The sequence below is a fragment of the Actinomadura sp. J1-007 genome (assembly GCF_009793335.1).
Classification (GTDB): domain Bacteria; phylum Actinomycetota; class Actinomycetes; order Streptosporangiales; family Streptosporangiaceae; genus Spirillospora; species Spirillospora yumaensis.
The window spans coordinates 1,102,991-1,122,246 of the sequence record NZ_WING01000002.1 but is presented as its reverse complement, the minus strand read 5'-3'; the positions used below and the strand labels follow the sequence as shown (position 1 = coordinate 1,122,246).

14 protein-coding genes and 1 pseudogene are annotated in these 19,256 nt (G+C 75.8%); 10 read left to right on the top strand and 5 right to left on the bottom strand.

Annotated elements, in window-relative coordinates:
* Positions 1-32 precede the first annotated feature (32 nt).
* Positions 33-941: pseudogene (locus GEV43_RS39025) on the top strand (ABC transporter ATP-binding protein); the annotation flags it as partial.
* A gap of 811 nt (positions 942-1,752) precedes the next feature.
* On the opposite strand, the gene GEV43_RS39020 reads toward GEV43_RS39025, so the two are convergent.
* Positions 1,753-2,076, bottom strand: a complete 324-nt coding sequence (locus GEV43_RS39020) for a hypothetical protein (RefSeq protein ID WP_160825667.1) — start codon at positions 2,074-2,076, stop codon at positions 1,753-1,755.
* A 180-nt stretch (positions 2,077-2,256) separates the two neighbouring features.
* Between GEV43_RS39020 and GEV43_RS39015 the strand changes: the two genes are divergently transcribed.
* From GEV43_RS39015 to GEV43_RS39005, 3 genes are all read left to right on the top strand, one after another.
* The gene (locus GEV43_RS39015; protein ID WP_160825666.1) at positions 2,257-2,724 is read left to right on the top strand and encodes a hypothetical protein; all 468 of its coding nucleotides are present in this window, start codon (positions 2,257-2,259) and stop codon (positions 2,722-2,724) included.
* A complete protein-coding gene (locus GEV43_RS39010; protein WP_309240170.1) occupies positions 2,721-3,524 on the top strand; it encodes an ABC transporter permease in 804 nt (267 codons plus the stop codon). Before GEV43_RS39015 ends, GEV43_RS39010 begins: the two co-directional genes overlap by 4 nt.
* 120 nt (positions 3,525-3,644) lie before the next feature.
* Positions 3,645-4,898, top strand: a complete 1,254-nt coding sequence (locus GEV43_RS39005; protein ID WP_206681583.1) for an MFS transporter — start codon at positions 3,645-3,647, stop codon at positions 4,896-4,898.
* A gap of 276 nt (positions 4,899-5,174) precedes the next feature.
* On the opposite strand, the gene GEV43_RS52330 is transcribed toward GEV43_RS39005, so the two are convergent.
* Together GEV43_RS52330 and GEV43_RS47730 are read right to left on the bottom strand one after the other, a co-directional pair.
* Positions 5,175-6,029: a tetratricopeptide repeat protein gene (locus GEV43_RS52330; RefSeq protein ID WP_309240247.1), complete on the bottom strand. Its 855-nt coding sequence runs from the start codon at positions 6,027-6,029 to the stop codon at positions 5,175-5,177.
* 14 nt (positions 6,030-6,043) lie between these two features.
* A complete protein-coding gene (locus tag GEV43_RS47730; RefSeq protein ID WP_160825664.1) occupies positions 6,044-8,188 on the bottom strand; it encodes a BTAD domain-containing putative transcriptional regulator in 2,145 nt (714 codons plus the stop codon).
* 411 nt (positions 8,189-8,599) lie between these two features.
* Here GEV43_RS47730 and GEV43_RS38990 point away from each other — a divergent pair, with 411 nt between their 5' ends.
* Entirely contained in the window at positions 8,600-9,736 is a 1,137-nt protein-coding gene (locus tag GEV43_RS38990) for a hypothetical protein (RefSeq protein ID WP_309240168.1), read from the top strand.
* Positions 9,737-9,750: 14 nt separating this feature from the next.
* Positions 9,751-10,434, top strand: a complete 684-nt coding sequence (locus tag GEV43_RS38985) for a hypothetical protein (RefSeq protein ID WP_160825662.1) — start codon at positions 9,751-9,753, stop codon at positions 10,432-10,434.
* Positions 10,435-10,657: 223 nt separating this feature from the next.
* Here GEV43_RS38985 and ligA read toward each other — a convergent pair whose 3' ends face one another.
* Positions 10,658-12,649, bottom strand: coding sequence for an NAD-dependent DNA ligase LigA (gene ligA / locus GEV43_RS38980; protein WP_160825661.1), 1,992 nt, complete (start codon positions 12,647-12,649; stop codon positions 10,658-10,660).
* Positions 12,650-12,834: 185 nt separating this feature from the next.
* On the opposite strand from ligA, the gene GEV43_RS38975 reads away from it, so the two are divergent.
* The 3 genes from GEV43_RS38975 to GEV43_RS38965 all read left to right on the top strand — a co-directional run bounded on the left by GEV43_RS38975 (position 12,835) and on the right by GEV43_RS38965 (position 17,791).
* Complete coding sequence (locus GEV43_RS38975; RefSeq protein ID WP_160825660.1) at positions 12,835-14,427, top strand: glycoside hydrolase family 28 protein; 1,593 nt, start codon at positions 12,835-12,837, stop codon at positions 14,425-14,427.
* 615 nt (positions 14,428-15,042) lie between these two features.
* Complete coding sequence (locus GEV43_RS38970; protein WP_160825659.1) at positions 15,043-16,398, top strand: cytochrome P450; 1,356 nt, start codon at positions 15,043-15,045, stop codon at positions 16,396-16,398.
* 148 nt (positions 16,399-16,546) lie between these two features.
* Positions 16,547-17,791: a helix-turn-helix domain-containing protein gene (locus tag GEV43_RS38965; protein WP_241684205.1), complete on the top strand. Its 1,245-nt coding sequence runs from the start codon at positions 16,547-16,549 to the stop codon at positions 17,789-17,791.
* 36 nt (positions 17,792-17,827) lie between these two features.
* Here GEV43_RS38965 and GEV43_RS38960 read toward each other — a convergent pair whose 3' ends face one another.
* Positions 17,828-18,595, bottom strand: coding sequence for a hypothetical protein (locus GEV43_RS38960; protein WP_160825658.1), 768 nt, complete (start codon positions 18,593-18,595; stop codon positions 17,828-17,830).
* Between the two features lie 128 nt (positions 18,596-18,723).
* Here GEV43_RS38960 and GEV43_RS38955 point away from each other — a divergent pair, with 128 nt between their 5' ends.
* On the top strand, positions 18,724-19,239 hold the full coding sequence (locus GEV43_RS38955; RefSeq protein WP_160825657.1) for a hypothetical protein: 516 nt from the start codon (positions 18,724-18,726) through the stop codon (positions 19,237-19,239).
* Positions 19,240-19,256 lie beyond the last annotated feature (17 nt).

Here is a 19,256-nt window from a genome sequence, read left to right as displayed (position 1 = left end):
CCGGGGGCCGCGGCTCCGTAGCGTCGCCGGGCATGGAGGCAACCATCGAAGTCCGCGGACTGCGCAAGCGATACGGCCCGACGCCCGCCGTCGACGACCTGTCGTTCACCGTGGGCCCCGGGCAGGTCACCGGGTTCGTCGGGCCGAACGGCGCGGGCAAGTCCACCACGATGCGGATGATCCTCGGCCTGGACCGTCCGGACGGCGGGACCGCGCTGGTCGGCGGGCGCCCGTACCGGACGCTGCTCGCGCCGCTCCGGCAGGTCGGCGCGATGCTGGACGCCGGGGCGGTGCACCCGGGGCGGCGGGGCCGCGACCACCTGCTGTGGATGGCCCGCGCGAACGGCCTGCCGACCGCGCGGGTGGACGAGGTGGTCGAGCTCGTCGGGCTCGGGGACGCGGCGCGACGCCGGGCGGGCGGGTACTCGCTCGGCATGCGGCAGCGGCTCGGGATCGCGGGCGCGCTGCTCGGCGACCCGCCGGTGCTGCTGTTCGACGAGCCGGTCAACGGCCTGGACCCGGAGGGCATCGCCTGGATCCGGGGGCTGCTGCGGTCGATGGCCGCCGAGGGCCGGGCCGTCCTCGTGTCGAGCCATCTGATGAGCGAGCTGGAGGGCGGCGCGGACCACCTGGTGGTGATCGGGCGCGGGCGGCTCATCGCCGACACCGCCGTCCGCGACCTGCTCGCCGCCGCGTCCGGCGACCGGGTCGAGCTGCGCACCGGGCACCGGCAGGACGCGATCACCGTCCTGTCGCACGCGGGCGCGACCGTGGCGGCGACGGGCCGCGAGACGCTCACCGTGTCCGGCCTCGCCGCCGAACGCGTCGTCGCGCTGCTCACGGGCGCGTCGGTGCCGTTCTCGGGCGTCGCGGAACACCGCGCGTCGCTGGAGGAGGCGTACATGGAACTCACCCGCGACGCCGCCGAGTTCCGCGCGGCCACCGCCCCGCCCGGCACCAACGGTGCCGCCGGGAGCACCGACCCCGCCGGGGCCGTCGGGACTGTCGGGACCACTGGGACCGCCGGGACCGCCGGGACCGCGGGGCACGGCAAGACCGGCAGGACCCCCGGGAACCCCGGGACCGCCGCCGACCTCGCCAAGTCCGCCGGGACCGCCGGGACCGCCGGTGCCACCGACCCCGCCGAACCCACCGGGAGCGCCGGGAGCGCCGGTCCGGGCGGGGTGGGGGCGGGGGACGGAGGGGACGGCCGATGACCGCGGCGACCGCCTCGTACCGGAGCACGGCCCCGGAGGCGCGCGAGGGCTTCGCCGGGCTCCTGCTCGCGGAGTGGACCAAGCTGCGGTCGGTGCCGCGGTGGCTGATGACCCTCGCGCTCTCCGTCCTGCTGACCCTGGCGATCGCGCTGCTGTCGGCGGCGGGCCACGAGTCCGCGAGCGCCGGCGGGGGCGGCGGGGCGGCCGGCGGGGGCGGGCCCGCGGGCGAGGCCGCCGGCCGGGACGAGCCGCCGCCACCGGGCACCAGCGACCAGGGCCGCTTCGTGCACCGGACGCTGCGCGGCGACGGCTCCCTGGTCGCCCGGGTCACCGCGCAGGCCGAGAGCCATCCGGGCGCCAAGGCGGGGCTGATGATCCGGGGGAGCCTGCGCGCCGGCGCCCCGTACGCGGCGGTCGTGGTCACCCCGCGGCACGGCGTGCGGATGGCGACCGGCTACCGGAACGGCGGCCCGAGCAGGCCCGGCGCCGCGCCGCGCTGGCTGAGGCTGACCCGGGCCGGCGGGACCGTCACGGGCTACGAGTCGGCGGACGGCCGGACCTGGAACCGGGTCGGGTCCGTCCGGCCCGGCGGGCTCGGCGCCGCCGCGGAGATCGGGCTGCTGGTGGCCTCGCCCGACGATGTGAAGGTCAAGCGGCTGTTCGGCGGCGAGATGGTCGAGTCGGCGCCGACGGACGGGCGGGCCGCGTTCGACGGCGTCCGCGTCGAGGGCGCGGCCTCGGGACCGGACGCGGCGTGGCGCGACCGCGACCGGTCCGGCGGCGGGCCGGGCGCGGCGGGGCCGGACGGCGTCCGGCCCGCGCCCGATCTCGGGGCCCTCCAGGCGGGCCGCGCGGTCACGCTGGCGGGCTCGGGCGACGTCGGCCCGGACGAGTTCGCCTCGGACGAGACGGAGTCCGCGCTGTCCGGCGTGCTGGCGGGGCTGATCGCGATCGTCGCGCTCGGCGTGCTGTTCGTGACGTCGGAGTACCGGCGCGGGATGATCCGGACGACCCTGGCGGTCAGTCCCGGCGTGGCCGGGTGCTGGCGGCCAAGGCGACCGTCGCCGGAGCGGTGTCGTCCGCCGCCGGGCTCGTCGCCGCGTTCGGCTCGCTGCTGCTGGTCGCCCCGGTCCTCCGGTCGAACGGGCTCGACGCCCCCTCCCTCGCGGACGGCACGGTGCTGCGGGCCGCCTGCGGCACGGCCGCGCTGCTCGGGCTGGTCGCGGTGCTCGCGGTCTGCGCGGGGACGATCCTGCGGCACGGCGCCGCCGCGATCAGCGTCGTGCTGCTGCTGCTTCTCGTCCCGTACATCGCGGCGACCGGGCTGCCGCTGTCGGCCGCGCGGTGGGTGGAACGGCTCTCCCCCGCGGCGGGTTTCGAGATCCAGCGGACCGTGCCGCAGCACGACGCGGCGCTCGGGCCGTGGGCCGGGCTCGGGGTGCTGTGCGCGTTCACCGCCGCCGCCTACGGTCTCGCGCTCTGGCGGATCCGGCGGTCGGACGCGTGAACGGGGCGATGACGCGCGAGGCGCTGCGCGCCGAGTGGACGAAGCTGCGGACGCTGCCGAGCACGGCGTGGCTGCTGGCCGCGCTCGCCCTCGGCACGGCGCTGCTGGGCGCGGCGATGACGGCGGCGGTCGACACCTCGCACTGCCCGGCGCCGTCCGGCTGCCGCGAGGACCTTCCGAGGCTCAGCCTCGGCGGGGTTCGGATCGGCCAGGTCGCCGCCGTCGTCCTCGCGACGCTCGCGATCGGCAACGAGCACGGCACCGGCCTGATCCGCACGACCCTGGCCGCGACCCCGCGCCGGACGGTCGTGCTGCTGGCGAAGGCGGCGGTGCTCGCCGCCGCGGTCGGGGCCGCCGGGACGCTCGGCGTGCTCGGGTCGCTGGCGGCGGGCCGGGCCATCCTGCCCGGCAACGGCTTCGACGCGGCGCACGGCTATCCGCCCCTGTCCCTCGCGGACGGCGCGACGCTGCGGGCCGCCGCCGGGACCGTGCTCTACCTCGTCCTGGTCGCGCTGCTGGCCCTCGGCGTCGGCACCGCGCTGCGCGACACCGCCGGGTCGCTCACCGCCGTGCTCGGGCTGCTGCTCCTGTCCCCGGTCGTCGCCGAGCTCGTCGGCGACCCCGACTGGAGCGAACGGATCAAGGAGCTCACGCCGATGCCCGCCGGGCTCTCCATCCAGGCGACGACCGGCCTCGACCGGCTGCCGATCGGCCCGTGGCCCGGGATCGGCGTGCTCGCCGCGTACGCCGGGGCGGCGCTGCTTTTCGGCGGACGCCTCTTCGCCGTCCGCGACCCCTGACCCGGCGAACGCGCCGACCCGATGACCGGCCCGACCCGGCGACCGGCCCGGCCGGGTGACCCCGCCACCCCCTTCCTGTAACGTCTTATTCCCTTAAGCCGTTACAGGAGGGGGGCGCGCGTGCGTCCGGACGCGGGACCGAGGCTCTACCTGGCCGCATCGTTCGCGGCGCGGCTGGCCGAGGAGGGCATGTCGGTCGGGCTGGTGCTGCTCGCGGTCGAACGGACCGGCTCGGCCGCGCAGGGCGCGTTCGCCCTGACCGCGTGGACGGCGCCGCACGTGCTCGCCGCCCCGCTGACCGGCGGCGTCGCGGCGCGGGCCCGGAGGCCCCGGCCGCTGTACGCGGGCGCGCTCGCCGGTTTCGCGGTCGCCATCGCGGGGGTCGCGCTGCTCATGGGCCGGGCGCCGGCTCCCGCCGCGTTCGCGGTCGCCCTGGCCGGGGGCGCGTTCGGGCCGGTCGTGTCGGGCGGGCTGTCGAGCCTGGTCGCCGTCCTCGTCCCCGAGGGCGGGGCGAGGGACCGGGCGTACGCGCTGGACGCGGCGGGCTACAACGCGGCGTCGGTGGCGGGGCCCGCGATCGTCGGCCTCGTGACCGCCGTCGCCTCGGCCGGCGCGGCGGCGCTCGCCATGGCGGCGGCCGCAGGAGCCGCCGCGCTGCTCGCCGCCGCGCTGCCGCTGCGGCAGGCCCCGCCGTCCCCGTCGGCGCCCACCCTGCGCGCCGACCTGGCCGCCGGGCTCGCCGCCGTCTGGCGCGACCGCGAGCTGCGCGGCATCACCGCCGCGACGTGCCTCGCCCACGTCGGGATCGGCGGGCTCACCGGCACGGCGGTCCTGCTCGCGATCTCGCTCGGGCACGCGGGCGGCGGCGGGGTGCTGATGACCGCGTCCGCGGTCGGCGCGCTCGGCGGCTCGCTGGCCGTCGCCCGATGGCTCCCGTCCGTCCCGGCCCGGACGATGGCCGTCGCGAGCCTCGCCGCGCACGGAACGGCCCTGACCGCCGCCGCGTTCGCCCCGTCCTATCCGGTCTGCGTCGCGCTGTTCGCGGTCGCGGGCGCGGCGGACGGCCCGCTGCTGGCCGCGACCCTGCGCGTCCGCGCCGACCACGCGCCGCCGCGCCTGCGGACGCAGGTCTTCACGCTGGGCGCGGGCCTGAAGATCACCGCGTCGGCCGCCGGGGCCGCGCTCACCGGCGCGGCGGCCTCGCTCCGCCCCTCGCTGCTGCTGCTCGCCATCGCGGCGCTCCAGTTCGCGGCCGTCCCGGTGTACGGCCTCGCCCGGTCGGGACGCCGACGGGCCGGCGGGACCCGAGGTCCCGCCGGCCCGTCCCCCTCCGGGCGCGAGCCCGATCAGCGCGTCACGCCGTCAGGCTCCTGAACGTCTCGGCCGCGTCGACGAGCTTGACGAAGGACATCGTCATGAAGGTGCCGGCGATGCCCACCAGAATGGTCGAGTATTTACGCACGGGGTTATTCGTCTCCAAACGGTTTCATGAATTGCCGGACGCCCGCGGCGGCACCGCGCGGCGTCTTGAACCAGGCAAGAACGTAGCAGGTCCCACGTACCAACGCAGGGCGAACCAAGTACTGCACACCGACACATCAACGGCGATTCTAGAATGTCTTTCGGCTTTGCCTATTCACCATGGCGGCGTCAGGCGCCGGAGGCGTCACTGGGGCCGAGAAGGCGCGCCCGGAGCGCGTCCGCCTCCGGCACTCCGAGGGCGTCGTAGAGTTCGAGCGCGCGGCGGCGGTGGGACCGCGCCCGCGCCTCGTCCCGGGTCTGGGCGGCGACCTCCGCGAGGCCGTCGAGGGCGCGCGCCTCCTGGTAGGCGTCGCCGATCGCGCGGGCCAGCCCAAGCGACGCCTCCAACTGCTCGGCGGCGACGCGGTGCCGCCCGGCGCGCAGGTGGACCTCGCCGATGCTGCGCAGCGCCGCCGCCTCCTCGAACCGTTCCAGAAGGTCCCGGGAAAGGTTGAGCGCCTTCTGGTGGTGGATGAGCGCCTCGCCGTCCCGGCCCAGCTCGGCGAAGCACGCGCCGATGTGGTTGAGGGAATCGCATTCCCCGCGCCGGTCGCCTATCTCCCGGTAAATGGACAGCGCCTTCCGGTATTCCTCGATGGCGCGCCCGGCCCGGCCGAGTTTGCGGTAGACGGTGGCGACGTTGTTGATCCAGATGGCGCGGTCCTGGCGCCGCATCTCGATGGCGTCGTCGGCGCGCCGGTAATGGTCGAGCGCGGTGTCGTAATGGCCGAGTCCCGCCTCCAGGAATCCGATATTGCTGAGCGTCACCTGCCGGCCGCGCCGTTCGCCCGCGTCCTCGTAGAGCGCGAGCGCGGCGCGCAGGCTCCCGGCGGACGCGTCGTAGCGGCCGAGGTGCCACAGCACGATCCCGAGGTTGTTGAGCACCTCGGCCTCGCCGCGGTCGTCGCCGCGCTCGCGGTGGATGGCGAGGGCCTGCTCGAAGTAGCCGGTCGCGACGTCGTACTCCGAACGGTGCCAGTGGATCAGGCCGTGCTGGTTCAGCAGGACCGCGGTGGAGCGCCGGTCCTCGCGGGCGCGCGCGAGGCCGAGCCCCTCCCCCGCCGCGTCCAGCGCCCGCCCGTACTCGCCCGTACGCCACGCGACCTTGCTGAGGTCGGCCAGCGCGCGGACGGCCTCCCCTCGTCGCCGAGGGCGCGCCAGGCGGTGACGGCGCGCTCGTGGAGGGCCGCGGCCTCCGTCCACCGGCCCGCGCCCTCCAGGTAGCGGCCGAGGACGGCGGCGAGGCGGGCCGCGAACGCGGGCCGGCCGCTCTCCGAGGCGTACGCCGCCGCGCGCAGGAGGTTGCCGGTCTCGTCGGCGAGCCAGCGGCGGGCCTCCTCCGGCGTTCCGGGCGGCTCCCCGGCGGCCGGCGGCGGGTCGGCGGGACGGCCGTCGGCGGGATGGACGAGGCGGTCGGCGCGGCCGGCGGTGGCGAGGTAGTGGTCCAGGAGCCGTTCCACCGCGGCGTCGCGCTCCGGCGCGGGGACGTCCTCGGCGAGCCGCGCCGCGTACTCGCGGATCAGGTCGTGGAACCGGTGGCGGCCGCGTTCCCGCTCGGAGAGCAGGTGGTGGTCGAGCAGGACGTCCAGAACGGCCTCCGCCCCGGCGCGGGACGTTCCGAGCAGGACGGCGGCGTCGGCGGCGGTGAGGTCGTCGCCGGGATGCAGGCCGAGCAGGCGGAACGCGTCGCGGTCCCGTTCGCCGAGGTCCTCGAACGACAGCCGGAACGCGGCGGTCAGCTCCCGGTTCTCGGCGCGGATCTCCGCGAGCCGTCCGCCGCCCTCCCGCAGCCGTTGGGCGAGGTCGGCGGCGGTCCACGCGGCGCGGTGCAGCAGCCGGTTCCCCGCGAGCTGGAGCGCGAGGGGCAGGTGGCCGCACAGCCGGGCCGCCTCCCGGACGGCGGGGTCGTCCGCGGAGACCCGTCCACCGGCCACGCGGGCGAGGAGCTCGGCCGCCTCGCCCGGCGCGGGGACCTCCAGGGACACGGGCCGGGCCGCGTCCAGGCCGGTGAGGCGGCGCCTGCTGGTGACGACGGCCAGGCAGCCGGGCGCGCCGGGGAGCAGGTGGCGGACCTGCTCGTTGCCGACCGCGTCGTCGAGGACGAGGAGGACGCGGCGCCCGGCGAGCTCGTCCCGCCACAGCGCCGCGCGGTCCTCCAGGCCGGGCGGGATGCGGTCCCGGTGCACGCGGAGCTTGATCAGCAGCCGTTCGAGCGCGGACGACGGGTCGAGCGGCTCGCGGCCGGGCTGGTGGGCGTGCAGGGCGAGGAAGACCTGCCCGTCCGGGTAGCGGGCGGCGAGCCGGTGCGCCAGATGGACGGCGAGGACGGTCTTGCCGACGCCCGGCATCCCGTCGAGCGCGAGGACCGCGACGGCGCCCTCGCCGTCCTCCGCGAGGGCCGTGAGCCGTTCCAGCTCCGCCGCGCGTCCGGTGAACGTGTGGACGTCGCGCGGCAGGTCGTTCGGCGGGCGGCGTTCGGGGCGCGGGCGGTCGGCGAGCAGCAGCGCGGGGTCGCCCGCGAGGATCCGCCGGTGGAGCGCGGCGGTGTCGCGGCCGGGCGACAGCCCGAGCTCCGCGTCCAGGCGCCGCCGCAGCCGCTCGTACGCCTGGACGGCGTCGCCGGACCGCCCGCAGCGGTGCAGGGCGAGCATCAGCAGCTCGACGGGCTTGTCGTCGTAGGGGAACCGCGCGGCGAGCCCGGCCAGTTCGGCGGCGACCTCGGCGTGGCGGCCGTCCTCCAGTTCGAGGCCGACGCGGTCGAGGGCGCCGCCGAGCAGCTCCTCCGAGATCGTGCGGCGCGCCATCTCCGCCCACGAGCCCGGCACGCCGGTGAGCGGCTCCTCGCCCCGCCACAGCTCGGCGGCCTCGCGCAGCAGCCGCACCGCGTGCGCCGGGTCGCCGCTGGCGGCGATCGACCGGGCCTGCGCGCGCAGCAACCGGAAACGCTGGTAGTCGATCTGCTCCGGGTCGGCGACGAGCACGTACGCCCCGGACCGGTGTTCGAGCCGTACGTCCGGGTCCAGCGCCTGGAGGCGGCGCCGCAGCCGGGTGATCTGCGTGTGCAGCAGGGCCCGGGCCCGGCCGGGCGGGTCGCCCTCCCACAGCCGTCCGATGAGCGCCTCGGCCGTGACCGGCCTGCCCACCGCGAGGAGCAGGCTGGCGAGAACGCACCGTTCCTTCGCCCAGCCCGGTGTGTGGAGCTCCCCCGCGCCCGCAGTTCCACCGGGCCGAGTATGCGGAATTCCATCCGCGCTCCCTAGAGGGAAAGTGCCCTTTGACCGTCGCCGACAGGAGGGATCTTTCCACCTGTCAAGGATCTGTAGCCAGAAGTGAGCGTTGTGTGCCGTGGCCGGTATGGGCCGGGCCCGCGAGCCGTTCCGCAAGGTTTCCGCAAGCGGTTCCGCAAGCGCCGCTTCCGACGATCGGTGCGGGGTCGCGTCATCGACGATCGCACGCCGTACGGAGGGGGCACGAACGCGATGGCACACAGCGGACGGCGACGGGGACCGGAAGGACCCGCCGCGGAGAACGGGGCGAGGGGCGCGCGCAGGACCGTGCTGCTGATCGTCCACACGGTCGCCTCAGGGCAGCGTCTCCTGGACGCCGCCCGGCTCCTGGAGGACGACCCGCGCGTGGAGGTGGTGTTCACCCAGGGCCCGGACGTCTTCGGGGAAGGCGCGCGGGCGTTCCTCTCGGGGCTCGGGGCGGCGGGGACGCCCTGGGCGAACGCCACGCGCACCAGGTACGACCTCGCCGTGGCGGCGGCGCACGGCGGCGTCCACGAGGTGGACGCGCCGCTCGTCGTGCTGCCGCAGGAGGCCGGAGGGCTCGGCGCGGCGGGGGTCGTCGCGCGGCGCGCGGGCCGGGCGGCGGGCGGCGCGTACGGGCTGGACCCGCGGCGGCTCGTCCACGACGGGTGGCTCGTCCCGTCGGCGATCGCGCTGCCGCACCGCGACGACCGGGCGGCGCTCGCCCGCGCCTGCCCGGAGGCGCTCCCGGCGGCGGGCGTCGTCGGGGACCCGGCGTACGACGGGCTCGTCGCGAGCCTGGACCGGCGGCCCGCCTACCGGGCGGCGCTCGGCGCCGGCGACGGCCGCAAGCTCGTCGTGGTCTGCTCGTCGTGGGGCCGCGAGTCGCTGATCGGGCGGCGGCCCGGCCTGTGGCCCCGGCTGCTGGCCGAGCTGCCCGAGGACGAGTACCAGGTCGTGTCGCTCCTGCACCCGCACCTGTGGGCCGGGCGCGGAAGCTGGCAGGCGCGGGCGTGGCTGGCCGAGTGCCGGCGCCGCGGCCTGCACCTGGTCGCGCCGGAGGCCGACTGGCGGGGCGTGCTCGCCGCCGCCGACTGGATCATCGGCGACCACGGCCCGGCGACCGTGTACGGCGCGGCGGCGGGGGTGCCGGTGCTGCTCGGCTGCTTCCACGCCGCCGGGGTCGGCCCCGGGTCCGCCGCCGCCCTGCTCGGCGAGACCGCGCCGCGGCTCACCGGCGTCGCGTCGCTGCGCAGGCAGCTCGCGCGGGCCGCCGAGGAGTTCCGCCCGGAGCCGCTGCGCCGCGTCGCCGAACGGATCACCTCCGAGCCGGGCCGGTTCGGCCGGAACATGCGCCGCCTGATGTACCGGCTGCTGCGGCTCGGGCAGCCGCCGACGGTGCCGGTCCCGCGCCCGGCCGTCCCCCCGTTCCTCGCGAAGTAGCAGAAGGAGCCGTGATGTCCGAGGAGTTCGCCGGAACCGTCTTCACCCGGCTGTTCCGCCCGCAGCACGTCCTGTGCCTGGCGCGCCCGCGCCCCGGCGCGCCCCGGCCGGACGGCGGCGTCCCCGCCGTGCTGGTCATCCCGAGGGGCGGCCGGCTGCGCGCACCCCGCCTGATGACCCTCGACCCGCGCCCGGAAGGCGCCGCGCCGCCCACGCCGAAGCACCCGGGGGCGGGCGCGTCCGCCTTCGCCAACGTGGTCACGGGCACACACGTCGTCGCCCGCCACGACGCCACCGTCCACCGGACAAGCGCCGACGTCCTGGTGACCCGCCCCCCGAAGCCGCCCGCCGGTCTCGCGCCGCCCGTCGTACGGCTGCGACGAGCCCTCGCCCGCCATCCCGAATGCGAGGTGGCGATCGAGCCGGCCGGCACCGAGTGTCTGGCGGCGCTCCGGAACGGCCCGACGCTCCGAACGGCCGTAGCCCGCGGCGCATCGCCACCGTGGCCGGAGATGTGCGGCTCGTTCCTGCACGCATGGACCAGCGCGGGCCTCACCGCGGACGACCTCGCCGACGCGGTCGTCATCGCCGGAAGGCTCCCACCCGCCGAGAACGGCCGCGCAGACCTCCTAGAGGTCGCAGGCCGCATCGAGTTCACCCCGCCGACCACCGCCACAACCCACCAAGCAGCGTCCTAACCCACCCGCTCGTCCGGCCGGTGGGACGTCCGAGCCATCGGCCGCCCGCATGGCAAGGCCGTCCACACCGGTCGCACCACCCGGACCGGCCAGAGCGAACCGGTCGCACCCTTCGCGCCGTACGCAAGGAGCAGGACCATCCGAATCGGTCGGGCCGTTCAGGAGGGGCCCGGGGAAGGACGGCGCGATCGATTCTCAGGCGCTGCGTGGGCGGTGGCGGGGGTCAGATGACGGCGGCCTGGGTGAGCCAGCGCCAGAGTTCGGCCTGGTCGACGACGGTGACGCCGAGTTTCTCGGCTTTGGCGGTCTTGGCGGCGCCGACGTTGTCGCCGGCGAGCAGGTAGTCGGTGCCGGCCGAGACCGACGAGACGGCCGTCGCCGCGGCCCGTTCGACCAGGCGCGTGACGTCCGGGCGGCTGATCTTCGCGCCCGAGCGCGGGTCGGTGAACGCGCCGGTGATCACGACCGTCCTGCCCTTGAGCGGCGAGTCGCCCGCGGCCGCCGCGTCGACGGGCCGGTCCTCGTCGAGCACGTCGAGGTCGACGCCGCGCTCGCGGAGCGCCGCGATCTCCTCCCGGACCTCCGGGCGGGCGAAGAACGCCACGATGCTCTCGGCGGCCTTCGGCCCGATGTCGCGGATCGCCACCAGGTCCTCGGCCGTCGCCGCCGCGACGTCCTCGACGCGCTGGTAGCCGGCCAGGCACAGCCGCTTGGCGGTGCCCTCCGACGCCATCGGGATCGCCAGGCCGATCAGCGCGCGCCGCAGGCCCATGCCCTTGGACGAGGCGATCGAGTCGACCATGTTCCTGGCGCTGACCTCGCCCATCCGCTCGTAGCCGAGCAGCCGTTCGGCCGTCAGGTCGTAGAAGTCGCTGCGGCGCTTGAGCACGCCGTCCTCGGCGAGCTTCTCGATCCAGACGTCGCCGACGCCCTCCATGTCGGCCGCCTGCCGCGAGGCCCAGTGCATCAGCCGCCGCGTCGCCTGCGCCGGGCACTGGAGGTTCAGGCACCAGCGCTCCTCGCCGGTGCCGCGGACCTCCAGCTCCGAACCGCACGACGGGCAGTGCGCCGGCGGGACGATCTCCACCTCGCTGCCGTCCCGTTCCTCCGGCAGCGAGCGGCCCGCGAACGGGATCACGTCGCCGCGCCGCACGACCGCGATCCTGTCGCCGATCCGCAGGTCGCGCTCGCGGATCAGCCGCGGGTTGTGCAGGGTGACGTTCTCCACCGTCACGCCGCCGACGAACACCGGCGCGACCTTGGCCCGCGGCGGGACGCGGCCGATCTTCCCGACCGGCCACTCGACCGACAGCAGCGTCGTCAGCTTCTCCTCCGGCGGGTACTTGAACGCGATCGCCCCGCGCGGCTCGGCGCTGTTGAACCCCGCCGCGTCGAACGCCGCCGGCTCGTGCAGCCGCACCACCGCGCCGTCGATGTCGTAGTCCAGCCCGTCGCGGCGGCCGCCGATCTCACCGATCGCGTCCAGCACCTCCTCGGGCGTCGCGCACACGTACTGGGCGACCGGCTCGAAACCCGCCGGGATCCGCACCGCCGCGCCCTCGCGGTCGGCGCCGAACGCGAAGAACCGCAGCAGCCGCTTGGCGGCCGCGGCGGCCTCGGGGTCCTTGAGCACCAGCGTCCCGGCGGCGCCCGACCGGGGGTTGGTCAGCGTCCGGTCGGGGTGCGCCTCGTTGTAGGCGGCCCACACCGACCGCAGCATCACCGCCTCGCCGCGGACCTCGACGCGCCCGGGCTCCTCGATCTCGGCCGGCAGGCCCGGGATCACGTGCCGGACCTTCTCGGTCACCAGCTCCCCGACCGCGCCCGTCCCGCGGGTGGCGACGTAGTCGAGCCGCCCGTCGACGTAGACGACCGACAGCGACAGCCCGTCGAGCTTCTCCGACACGCGGAACACCTGCCCGCCGAACCGTTCGCAGAACGCCCGGACCTGCTCCTCGCCGGTCGCCTTCGCCAGCGACAGCATCGGCCGCGCGTGCCGCACGGTCGGCCCGGTCAGCTCCGCGGGCGCGTTGACCTTCCCCAGCGGGCTGTCGGCCGGTTCGAGCTCGGGGTGCTCGGCGACCAGCGCGGCCAGCTCGTCCTTCAACGCGTCGTAGTCGGCGTCGGGCAACGGACTGTCCCCGGTGCCGTAGTACAGGTCGTTCAGCCGCTTGACCTCGGCGGTCAGCTCCGCGATGCGCTCTTTGACGTCCACACCCCGATTAAACGCGACACCTCCGACACCGCGCCCGGCCCGCCGAACCGCGCGGCCGCCTACGCCGAGGGGTGTACGCGGAAGACCTCCCGCGACACGACGACGGCGGCCGTGATCGCCTCCGACGATGGTGCGACCTCACCCGCCATCGGGATCTTGAGAAGCACCTGACGAAAGAAGAGGCCGTGGACCAGTCGATGAGCCGTCGCCGCATCGTCACGATGGGAGCGGCCGCAACGGCCGTCGCCGCGCTGCCGCCGGCGCGAGCGAGCGCCGCCGAAGCGGCTCCTGGGACCCCGATGGACGGCCCCGGCCGAGTGTTCGACGTGAGGCGGTTCGGCGCCGAGGGCGACGGCGTGACGATCGACTCCGACGCCGTCAACCGCGCGATCGAGGAGGCCGCCAAGGCCCGGCCGCACTCCGGCGGCGGGCCGGGCGGCACCGTCTACTTCCCGGCCGGCACGTACGCCTGCTACTCGATCCGGCTGAAGAGCGACCTCGCCCTCTACCTCGCGCCGGGCGCCACGCTGCTCGCCGCCACGCCCACCGGCGGAAAGGGGTACGACCCGGCCGAACCGGGAGCGGGCAACCCGTACCAGGACCACGAGCACAGCCATTGGCACAACAGCCTCATCTGGGGCGAGGGCCTCACCGGCGTCACCATCTCCGGTCCCGGCGTGATCGACGGGAAGGGGCTGGCCGGCGGGCCCGGGTCGTCCGATCCGGGTCAGGGCAGCAAGGCGATCGCGCTGAAACTCTGCCGCGACGTCACGATCCGTGACATCACCATCCTCAACGGCGGCAGCCTGGCGATCCTGCCGACCGGAGTGGACAACCTGCGCATCGACAACCTGGTCATCGACACCTACAGCGACGGCATCAACCTCGACTGCTGCCGCAACGTGCGGATCTCGGGCACCACCGTCAACACGCCCAACGCTGACGCGATCGTGCTCAAGAGCTCCTACGCGCTGGGCGAGGCCCGCCCCACCGAGAACGTCACCATCGACAGCTGCATGGTCAGCGGCTACGACCTCGGCACCCTGCACGACGGGACGTTCCGGACCGCGGGGTCGTACGGGCGGACCGGCCGGATCAAGTTCGGCACCGAGTCCAACGGCGGATTCAAGAACATCGCCATCTCGAACGTGATCTTCGAGCACTGCCGCGGGCTGGCGTTGCAGACCGTCGACGGCGGGACGCTGGAGGACGTGACGATCAGCAACCTCACCATGCGCCGGGTGCAGATGCCGATCTTCCTGCGGCTGGGCTCGCGGATGCGCGGGCCGGCCGGCGCCCGGGTGGGCGTCCTGCGCCGGGTCAGCATCAGCGACGTCATCGTCCACAACGCCGACCCCCGTTACCCGTCCACGATCTCCGGAATCCCCGGCCACCCCGTCGAGGACGTCCGGATCAGCAACGTCCGGCACAGCCTGGCCGGCGGCCTCGCGCCGGGAGATGTCGTCCAGAGCCCTCCCGAGGAGGAAGGCACCTACCCCGAGACCACCATGTTCGGGGCTCTGCCCGCGTACGGCTTCTACATCCGGCACGCCAAGGGCGTCACCTTCGACAACGTCGAGGTCAGGTTCGAGGAACGCGACACCCGCCCCGCGTACGCGCTGCGGGACGTGACCGACGCCGACTTCCACCACGTCCGGGCAGAGCAGGTCCCGGGGACGCCGACGTTCGTCCTGGACGACGTGGACGACTTCACCGTCACGACCAGCCGCCCGGTGCCCGACACCCGACTCGGCCACGCCGGCCACAAGGAACTGTGACCACCGCTCGACGAGTGGCCGAGAGGGGCGGAGCGGGCGTCCGGCCGCGTGGGCGCGGTCGCGGAGGCGATGGCCGCGGAGGCGGTGGTCGTGGCTGGTGAAGTGGCTGGTGGGTCTGACATTGGTGTCCGTCGATCCTTAGCGGCCCGACCTTGGGGGTGTCTTGTCATCGCGGGCGGGCTCGTGTGATCCTCGATCCGGGTTTGATCATTCCCCCGCCGCCTCCGCGTCCAGCCGAGTTCCGACCCCAGCGTCCCCGGCCCACCGCGACCCCGCGACCCCGCCCTCAGCGACCCCGCCCCGCCAAAGCCCCCGCCCCGTTCCCGAGCGTCCCGGGCCACCGCCGTCCCCGCGCCCTCAGCATCCCGGCCCACCGCGTCCCCGCGACCCCGCCCTCAGCGTCCCCGCCCGCCGAAGCCCCCGCCCCGTTCCCGAGCGTGCCGGGCCGCCGCCGTCCCGCGCCCCGGCCCGAGCGTTCTCGCCCCCCGCCCTCAGCGGCTCCGGCTCGCTGTGGATCCGCGGCCCGGCCCTCAGCGGTCCGGGCCGCTGTGGATCCGCGGTTTCGGCCAGTGCTGCCTTGACTCATCGTTCGCTCTGCCGCACCAGGGAATGCCCATGTCCGTCGACACCGGCACCGGCCTGCCGAGAACGGCCGAGACCATTCCGCTGCGCCGTGCCCTTCCGGGGTTCCTCCGCGATCCGCTCGGCGGGTTCGAGGAGATCGGGAGGCGCGCCAACGGCGGCGTCGTGCGCGTGAACCTCGGCGCGATCCGCCCCTACCTGGTCACCCGTCCCGAGCACGTCCAGCACGTGATGCAGGACCACGCCGCCAACTACGTCCGCGAGGGCTGGCTGTGGAAGCCGCTGAGCCGGCTCATCGGCGAGCCCTCCGGATCCGATCCGCTCTGGTGGGTCAAGCGCGAGACGTTCCAGACGGTCGTGTCCGGGCCCAGCGTCGCCGCGTTCGCCGACGACATGGCGGAGGCCATCGTCCGCGCGGTCGGGGAGATGGCCGAACGCGCGGAGGGCGGCCGTCCTGTGGACGCGATGGACGAGATGGCGCGGATCATCTACCGGGCCATCACCCGCATCTTCATCGGCGACAAGATCACGATCGCGCAGGCGGACCGGCTCGGCGCCGCGCTGCGGGCCGCCTCGGCCGCGCTGCGCCCGCGGCTGGCGCTCCCGTTCGTCCCGGACTCGGTGCCGCTGCCCGGCGACCGGGCGTTCCGCCGCGCCGTCCAGGCCGTGGACGGCATCGTGTTCCCGATCGTGGAGGAGGCCGTACGGCGCGGCGCGGACGGCGACGACATCGTCTCGATGCTGATCCGCGCGCGCGATCCCGACGGGAACGGGTTCGACCTGCGGCAGCTCCGGGACGGCGTCGTGTCGCTGTTCGTGGCGGGCACCGAGACGACGACGATCGCGCTGACGTTCCTCTGGCAGGTCCTCGCCGAGCGGCCGGAGGTCGCCGAACGGCTCTACGAGGAGGTCGACCGCGTCGTCGGGGACGGTCCGCCGCGAGGCGTCCACCTGCCCCGGCTGCGGTACGCCAAGATGGCCGCGCAGGAGATGCTGCGGGTGTTCCCTCCCGGCTGGATGCTGCCGCGGTTCGTCAGGGAGGACGACGTGATCGGCGGCGTCCGGATCGAGGGCGGCGGGATCGTCGTGGTCAGCCCGTACCTGACGCACCGGCTCCCGGACGTGTGGGAGGACCCCGGCGTCTTCGACCCCGAACGGTTCCTGCCGGGGCGGGAGCGGCACCGGTTCGCGTACGTCACGTTCGGGGGCGGCCCGCACGGCTGCGTCGGCAAGCACTTCTTCACGGTGGAGACGCAGTTCGTGATCGCCGCCGTCCTCAGCCGCTTCCGGGTGCGGCCGGTGGGCTCGCCCGATCCCCGGCCCGCGCTCGGGCTCACCCTGAGGCCGCGCGAACGGCTCCGGATCACCCTGCACCCCCGCGGCCGCTGACGGCCGTCCGCCCGCCGCGCGGCCTCGGCCCCGCCGAACCCGCGTGACGCTCACCGCCCGCTAGACCTTGACGTTCTCTCGGCGCGTTGGATATCACCAATGGGTTACTTATCAGTAGTTCCTTGGATGCCGGGCCAGGGAGGCGACCTTGAGCGAGCACGCGGGTTCCGCGGGCGGGCGCGCGGCCTTCGGCGCCAACGGGGCCGCGGCCGTGTCCGCGGTGCCCTGGGGACGGCTGCCGGCCGAGGTGGTCGACCCGCTGCGGCCCCACATCGACGGCGTCGCGCGCGAGATGATCGAGTGGATCCAGCAGCGCATCCCCGAGTACGCGCGGCCGATCGACAGCAACTACGGGCGCAAGATGTGGAACGCGGTACGCCGCGCCGTCTCGGACTTCCTCGTGGTCGCGACCAGCCCGGACGCCTCGTGGGAGCCGCTGCGCGACATCTACGCCGAGATCGGCGCGTACGAGGCGCGCAAGGGCCGCAGCCTGGAGAGCCTCCAGACGGCGATGCGGCTGAGCGGGCAGGTCGCCGCGCGCCGGTTCACCAAGGACGCGACGCGGCTGGACTGGTCGCAGGAGACGCTCGGGATGCTCACCGAGTCGCTGTTCGCGTTCCTCGACGCGATCTCCGAGGCCGCCGCCGAGGGGTACGCCCGCGTCCACGCGGGGCCGGGCGACCGGCGCGACCACCTGCGCGCCCGGCTGCACGCGCTGCTGACGGGCGACGGGCTCGCCGACCGGGTGGAGATCACGCGGCTGGCGCGGTCCGCGGGGTGGGGCACGCCCTCGACGATCGCGGTGGTCGCCGTCCGCGGGCCGGGGAACGCGCCGCCGCCCGTACTGCCGCCGCCGGTGCTCGCCGACTGGCGCAGCCACGCGCCGTCCCTGGTGATCCCGGACCCCGACGGGCCGGGCCGCGAGCAGCTCCTCGCGGGGCTCGGCGGCCTGCGCGCGGCGCTCGGACCCACCGTCGACCTCTCGCGCGGCGCGGTGTCGCTGCGCTGGGCGCGGCGGGCGCTGGACCTCGCCGACACCGGGAAGATCCGCGCGGACGGCCTCGTGCGCTGCCTGGACCACATCCCGACGCTGGTCGCCGCCGCCGGACTCGACCTGATCGAGTCGGCGATCCCGCAGCGGCTGGCCCCGCTCATGGACCTCACCCCGGCGCAGCGGGACCGGCTCGTCCCGACCCTGCTGGCGTACCTGGAGAACGGCCGGAACGCGGCGGCGGCCTCCCAGCACCTCAACGTCCACAAGCAGACCGTCCGCTACCGGCTGGCGAGCCTGGAGGACATGTTCGCCCAGGACCTCGGCGACCCGTCCCGGCACCTGGAACTGCTGCTCCTGCTGCACAGCTGGCAGCACCTCATCGAACACTCGGACCCGTAAGCCGGCCTCCCCCGGCCCACTGCGCGGACACTATTACTACATTTGTAATAACATGTCCGGATGCGGGAGGCAGGCGCGAACGGCGCCCTGAGCAACAGCGCGGACAGCGCCAAGAACGGCGGCAAGGACAGCGCCGAGGGCGCAGCACGCGGCGCGGGCGGCGGCGCAGGCGGCGGCGCAGAGAACACGGCGAGTGCGGCGGGCGCGGGCCGCGGCGGCAAGGGCGGCACCGAAAGCACGGCAGGCGCGCCGGGCGCGGGTGGCGGAGGCGCGGGCGGTGCAGAGGGCGCGGCGCGCGGCGGCGCGGGCGGCGCAGGGGGCACGGCAGTCGCCCCGGGCGCGGGTCGCGGCGGCGCGGGTGATGCAGAGGGCACGGCGGACGCGGCGCGTGGCGACGCGGCAGGCGCGGGTCGCGGCGGCGCGGGTGATGCAGAGGGCACGGCGGACGCGGCGCGTGGCGACGCGGCAGGCGCGAGTCGCGGCGGCGCGGGCGCGGCGGGCGTGGGTCGCGGCGGCAAGTGCGGCGACGCGGGTGGCGACGCGGTGGGGGTGCCGGACGCGGGTCGCGGCGGCGCGGGCGGTGCAGAGGGCACGGCGGACGCGGCGCGCGGCGGCGCGGGTGGCGACGCGGCAGGCGCGCCAGACGCGGGCCGCGGTGGCGAGGGCGGCGACGCGGCGCGGGTGCCGGACGCGGATCGCGGCGGCGAGGGCGCGGCGCGCGGAGGCGTGGGCGGTGCAGAGGGCACGGCAGGCGCGGCGGGCGCGGGTCGCGGCGGCGCAGAGGGCACGGCGGGCGCGGGTCACGGTGGTGCGGGTGGCGGCGCGGCGGGGTGCCGGACGCGGGTCGCGGTGGCGCTGAGGGCGCGGGTGGTGGGGTTGGAGTGGGGCGGGGTGGGGTGGTGCGGCATGTTGACCTTGGTGAGTGGCGGGCGGTGTTGTGGTGGCCTGACACGGCGTCCGGCGGGCCCGCCGAGATCACGATCCGGCCGCGGCCGGGGGCCGACCCGCACCGGATCCGGCGCGGTATCAGCAGCAGCCTGCTGCGGTCCGTCCCGCTCGCCCGCACCACGGCCGAGGTGCGCCGCCTCCAGCGGTCGGCGCGCGAGTGCCGGGAGGGCTTCACCGAGTCCCGCCGGGCCGTGGACGGCCTCGTCCGCTACCTCCGCGAGGCGCTGGAGGCCGATCCCCGGCCCGGGCGCCGGGGCCGTCCCGACGCGTTCTTCGCGGCGGCCGCCGCCGTCTACGCCTGGTACGTCGAGCTCCAGCACCGCAACCCGGTCGAGCAGCTCGCCGGGGCGTGCTCGTCGAGCTGGACCGCCTCGGCGAACTGGGTCCGGACGGCCCGCGACAAGGGCTTCCTCACCGCGGTCTCCGACGAGCACCCGCACGGCGAGCTGACCGCCGGGGCCCTGGACCTGCTGGCCGCCGTGGAGCCCCTGGACCCCTGACGCCGCGGCCCCCGGGA

Excerpts from the sequence above, each read along its gene's own strand:
- GEV43_RS38985 (WP_160825662.1), top strand. The coding sequence starts at position 9,751 with ATGTCCGAGGAGTTCGCCGGAACCGTCTTCACCCGGCTGTTCCGCCCG.
- GEV43_RS38970 (WP_160825659.1), top strand. The coding sequence starts at position 15,043 with ATGTCCGTCGACACCGGCACCGGCCTGCCGAGAACGGCCGAGACCATT.